The 4,830-nt window shown below is 68.1% G+C and carries 4 protein-coding genes; all 4 read left to right on the top strand.

Annotated features, from left to right (window positions below):
* Positions 1-1,012: ABC transporter ATP-binding protein (locus ACE3UY_RS14370; protein WP_374688196.1), on the top strand; the 1,012-nt coding region annotated here is incomplete at its 5' end.
* Between the two features lie 175 nt (positions 1,013-1,187).
* A complete protein-coding gene (locus ACE3UY_RS14375; protein WP_374688197.1) occupies positions 1,188-3,077 on the top strand; it encodes an ABC transporter ATP-binding protein in 1,890 nt (629 codons plus the stop codon).
* A 54-nt stretch (positions 3,078-3,131) separates the two neighbouring features.
* Positions 3,132-3,938, top strand: coding sequence for a nucleotidyltransferase domain-containing protein (locus ACE3UY_RS14380; protein WP_374688198.1), 807 nt, complete (start codon positions 3,132-3,134; stop codon positions 3,936-3,938).
* Between the two features lie 56 nt (positions 3,939-3,994).
* Positions 3,995-4,830 (top strand): MerR family transcriptional regulator (locus ACE3UY_RS14385; protein ID WP_374688199.1); only part of this gene is annotated, 836 nt, incomplete at its 3' end.

Genomic DNA, 4,830 nt, shown 5'->3' on the forward strand with positions numbered 1-4,830 from the left:
CATGAGCATCGGCACGGTCTTCCTGCTCGTCTACTACGTCGGCCTGCTGGACTCCCCTATCAGCCAGGTGCAGCGACAACTGGCGAGCATCCAACGCGCCCTGGCCAGCGTCAACCGCACGCGGGAGTTCTTCGACCTGCGACCGGACGTGACCGAAGGGACAGCCGGCCCGCGCGCGCCCTTGCCCGCCGGCTCGCCGCCGGTGCGGTTTGAGGGGGTGTCGTTTGCCTATAAAGACAGACGAACGACGAGTGACGAGCGACGAACGACAAGCGACGAGCCAGCCGCGCCGGAGGCAACCGACGTCGTCCTGCGCGACGTGACCTTTGCCCTGGAGCCTGGCCGCGTCCTGGGCGTGCTGGGCCGGACGGGCAGCGGCAAGACGACATTGACCCGGCTGCTCTTCCGGCTCTATGACGTGGACGCCGGGGCCATCCGCCTGGGCGAGACCGACATCCGCGCCGCCGGGCTGGGCGATCTGCGCCGGCACATCGGCATGGTGACGCAGGACGTGCAACTGTTCGCCGCCACGGTGCGCGACAACCTGACGCTGTTCGGCGCCTACGACCCGGCCCGGCCGGCGCTGGACGACGCCCGCATCGTGGACGCGCTGGAGACGCTTGGCCTGGGCGGCTGGTATCGCGACCTGCCGGATGGGCTGGATACGGTGCTGGAGAGCGGCGGCAAGGGGCTGTCGGCCGGCGAGGCGCAACTGCTGGCTTTCACCCGCGTCTTTTTGCGCGATCCGCAGTTGGTGGTGCTGGACGAGGCGTCGTCGCGCCTCGATCCGGCGACGGAGCAACTACTGGAGCGGGCCATCGACCGGCTGCTGGCCGGTCGGACGGGCATCATCATCGCTCACCGCCTGCGCACGGTGGGGCGGGCCGATGACATCCTTATCCTGGAAGGCGGGCGGGTCGTCGAGCATGGCCCGCGCCTGGCCCTGGCCGCCGACCCCGGCTCGCGCTTCTACGGGCTGTTGCAGACGGGGCTGGAGGAGGTGTTAGCATGACTGTATGGTATCTGTCTCAAACGCAGGGGAGCGGGGGTGCAGGGGGGCAGGGGAGAAAGAATCGTTGCCTGATGGGTTTCTTCTCCCCCGCTCCCCCGCTCCCCTGCTCCCCCGCAGCGACGACCGAGGCGTCCCAATGACCACTTCTTCACAATCTGTGCAATCTGTGAAATCTGTGGATTCTCTTCCCGTCTGGAAAGGCACGTGGGCGCTGATCCGCTACCGGCCGTGGTACTTCGCCGCCAACCTGCTCTTCGGCGTCGTGTTCATCGTCATCGAGCTTGTGCCTGGGCTGATTAGCCGGCGCTTCTTTGACGAGTTGACCGGCTCGGCTCCGGCTACGTTCGGCATCGGCGCGCTGCTGGCGCTGTTCGTCGGCGTCCAGCTGGGCCGTATGGTCGTCGGCGTCGGCGACGATTGGACTGGCTGGCTGGTGCGCGGCATCAACGGCGTGCTGATGCGCGTCAACTTCATGCGCAACATCCTGGCCAAGCCGGCGGCGCGGCCGATGCCGGTCGAGTCGGGCGACGCCATTCACCGCCTGGAGCGCGACGTGGGCGACTTCTCCGACTTCCCCCTGTGGCTGACGCAGGAGGTCGGTCAGGCCATCGCCTTCCTCTTCGCCATCGTCATCATGGCCCGCATCAACCCGTGGATCACGCTCATCGCCGTGTTGCCGCTGGTGACCGTTTTCTTCATCAACCGCGTCGCCTGGCGGCGCTTCCTGCTCTACGATCGGGCCACCCGCGTCGCCGGCAGCCGCGTCACCGGCTTCCTGGGCGAAATACTGGGTAGTGTGCAGGCGGTTAAGGTGGCCGATGCTGAGACCGGGGCGCTGCGCTTCTTCGAGACATTGAGCGAGGCGCGGCGCAAGGCGGGCGTGCGGCAAAACACCTTCCTGACGCTGTCCTTCTCGGCCGGCCAGAGCATGGGCGACATTGCCGTGGCTCTGGTCGTTCTGCTGGCCGGGCAGTCGATCCAGTCGGGGGCCATGACCATCGGCGACTTCTCCCTGTTCGTCACCTACCTGACCATCGCCGTCCACTTCCCGGCCAACCTGGGCAGCTTCATGTCGGAGATCGCCCAGCAGCGGGTGGTGCTTGACCGCTTGCAGGAGATGCACCCCGACGCGCCGGCGGCCAGTATCGTCGCCCACGCGCCCGTCTACGAAAAGGGCGGCCAGCCGGCGATGGCCCTGCCGGTGAAGGGGGAGGGCGACCGGTTGGTGGAGTTGAGCGTAATGGGATTGACCTACCTTCATGAGCGGGGGAGCCGGGGAGCGGGTGAGCAGGAGGGAGAAGAAACGCCTGCGGCGGCCTCTTTCACCCCCGCCCCCCCACTCCCCCACTCCCCTGCGCTTCCTGCGGTCGGCGGTCGCCGGTCGACGGTCAGTGGCATCGCCGACGCCACCTTCACCCTGCCCCGCGGCTCCTTCACTGTCATCACCGGCCGGGTAGGCAGCGGCAAGACAACGCTGCTGCGGGCGCTGCTGGGGCTGCTGCCGCCGCAGGCGGGCGAGGTGTGCTGGAATGGACGGGCGGTCGGCGACCCGGCCGCGCACTTTGTCCCGCCGCGCTCGGCCTACACGCCGCAGGTGCCGCGCCTGTTCAGCGAGTCGCTGCGGGCCAATATCCTGATGGGTTTGCCCGACGACGGCCGCCTGGATGCCGCCCTCCACGCCGCCGTGCTGGAGCCGGACGTGGCGGCGCTGGAGGCCGGGCTGGACACCGTCGTCGGGCCGCGCGGCGTGCGGCTGTCGGGCGGGCAGGTGCAGCGGGCCGCCGCGGCGCGGATGCTGGTGCGCGATGCCGAACTGCTGGTCTTCGACGATCTGTCCAGCGCGCTCGACGTGGAGACGGAGGGGCTGCTGTGGCAGCGATTGGTGGACGAGGCGGGTGAGGCGCGGCCGACGTGCCTGGTGGTCAGCCACCGCCGTCCGGCGTTGCGCCGCGCCGATCAGATCATTGTTCTCGACGGCGGCCGGATCGCCGCGCGGGGGACGCTGGATGAACTGCTGGAGAGTTCGCCGGAGATGCGGCGCATCTGGCATGGGGAGATCGAGTGAGCATGTGCAGCGCGTCGCGCCATGCCGGCGCGACACGCTGCCGGATGAATGTCCATGACCAACGACTTAGAAGCTTACCGACAAGGGCGCGAAACGCTGCTGGCCGCGCTAATCGAGTCTCTGTCGAAAGACGAGCGCGTCGTCGCCGCGTGGCTGACGGGCAGCTATGGACGGGACGAGGCGGACGCGGTTAGCGACATCGATCTGACGGTCGTCATCGCCGACGCCTATAGCGAATCGCTATGCCAACGGATGGAGATGACCACTGCGTGGCCGCCGGCCGAGCGCCTCACCTTCTTTAGCCGCTTCGGCGAGCCGGTCAACGTGCACGAGAACAACCACAATGCGCCGCAGGGTGGCACGTTTACGTCCGTCCTCTACTGGCCCTCCGCCCACCTGGTTGACTGGATTCTCGTGCCCCATGCCCAGGCGCGGCGGCCCGCCGACTCGCGCCTCCTGTTCGAGCGAATCTCCATTCCAGACGCAGCCCCGCCACCGCCGCCGGACCCGGCGACCCTTCCCGCCCAGGTGGCTGAGTGGGTCGCCTTCTTTTGGATGATGAGCGCCGTTGCCGCCAGGTACCTCGTCCGCCGTGACCTGGGTCTCGTCCGCTGCTGGCTCGACGAGTTGGGGCTGCTGGTGCGGCGCGTGGAGCGCTCGCTGAACGGCCAGGCGTACGAGTACCACCGGAGTTTGGTTCGCCCGCTGCCGCTGTCGCCGTCATGGGAAGACCTGAAGGCGGCGCTCATTAGCCTGGGCGACGACATGGAGGCGCAGATGGCCGCGGCCGGCCGGATGGGCATCAGCTTGCGGCCCGCGCCACGGGAGGCCATTGCCACGTTGCTGCAACTGCGACATTGACCACCACCACATTCCCCTCTTGACTCTGGCCTTACCCGAGACGCTATACTCAGGACATGTTCAAGATCGGCGAGTTCGCGCGAATCGGGCAGGTGACGGTGGAGGCATTGCGCCACTACGACGCGCTGGGCCTGCTCAAGCCGGCGCGCGTTGACCGCTTTACCGGCTACCGCTACTACACCGCTGGGCAACTGGGCGCGCTCAACCGAATCCTGGCCTTGAAAGAGCTTGGTTTCTCGCTGGAGGCGGCCGGCCGGCTGTTGCGCGACGACATGCCGCCGGCGGTGTTCCGCGACCTGCTGGCCGCGCGACTGGAGGCGGCGGAGCGCGAAGCGGATGAGGCCCAGGCCCGACTGGCGCGCATCCGCGCCCACCTGACCATGCTGGAATTGGAGGAAACCATGTCCCTGAACGAGATCACCCTGAAGGCGATTGAACCTCTGCTGATTGTGTCCGCCCGCGAGATCGTGCCCACGGTCGAGCAGATGCCCGACCGCTGCGCCGCCATGTTCGACGCGGTCGCCAGCTGGATGTCGGCCAACCGGCTGCCGCTCGGCCCGTCGCTGTCGATCTACTACGGCGACGGGGCGGAGGGCGGCGGCATTGACGCCGAGTGCGCTTTCGTCGTGGGCGGCAACTCTTCGGAGGCGCCTGTGTCAGAGGGGGCTGGCCGTATTACCGTTCGCCGGCTGGAAGCGGTTCCGCTGGCCGCGACGCTGGTCATCACCGATGGCTTTTACCGCAAGGCGGGGGGATTGCTGCCCGCCTACCAGGCCCTCGGCCGTTGGGTGGAAGCCAACGGCTACGTCATGGACGGTCTGCCGCGCGAGGTCTTCTACGGCTCGGTCGTGGGGGGCGACTTGACGGCAGAAGTTCAGTTTCCGGTGCGGCG

The sequence above is a fragment of the Promineifilum sp. (SeqCode) genome, assembly GCF_041918635.1.
Classification (GTDB): Bacteria; Chloroflexota; Anaerolineae; order Promineifilales; family Promineifilaceae; genus Promineifilum.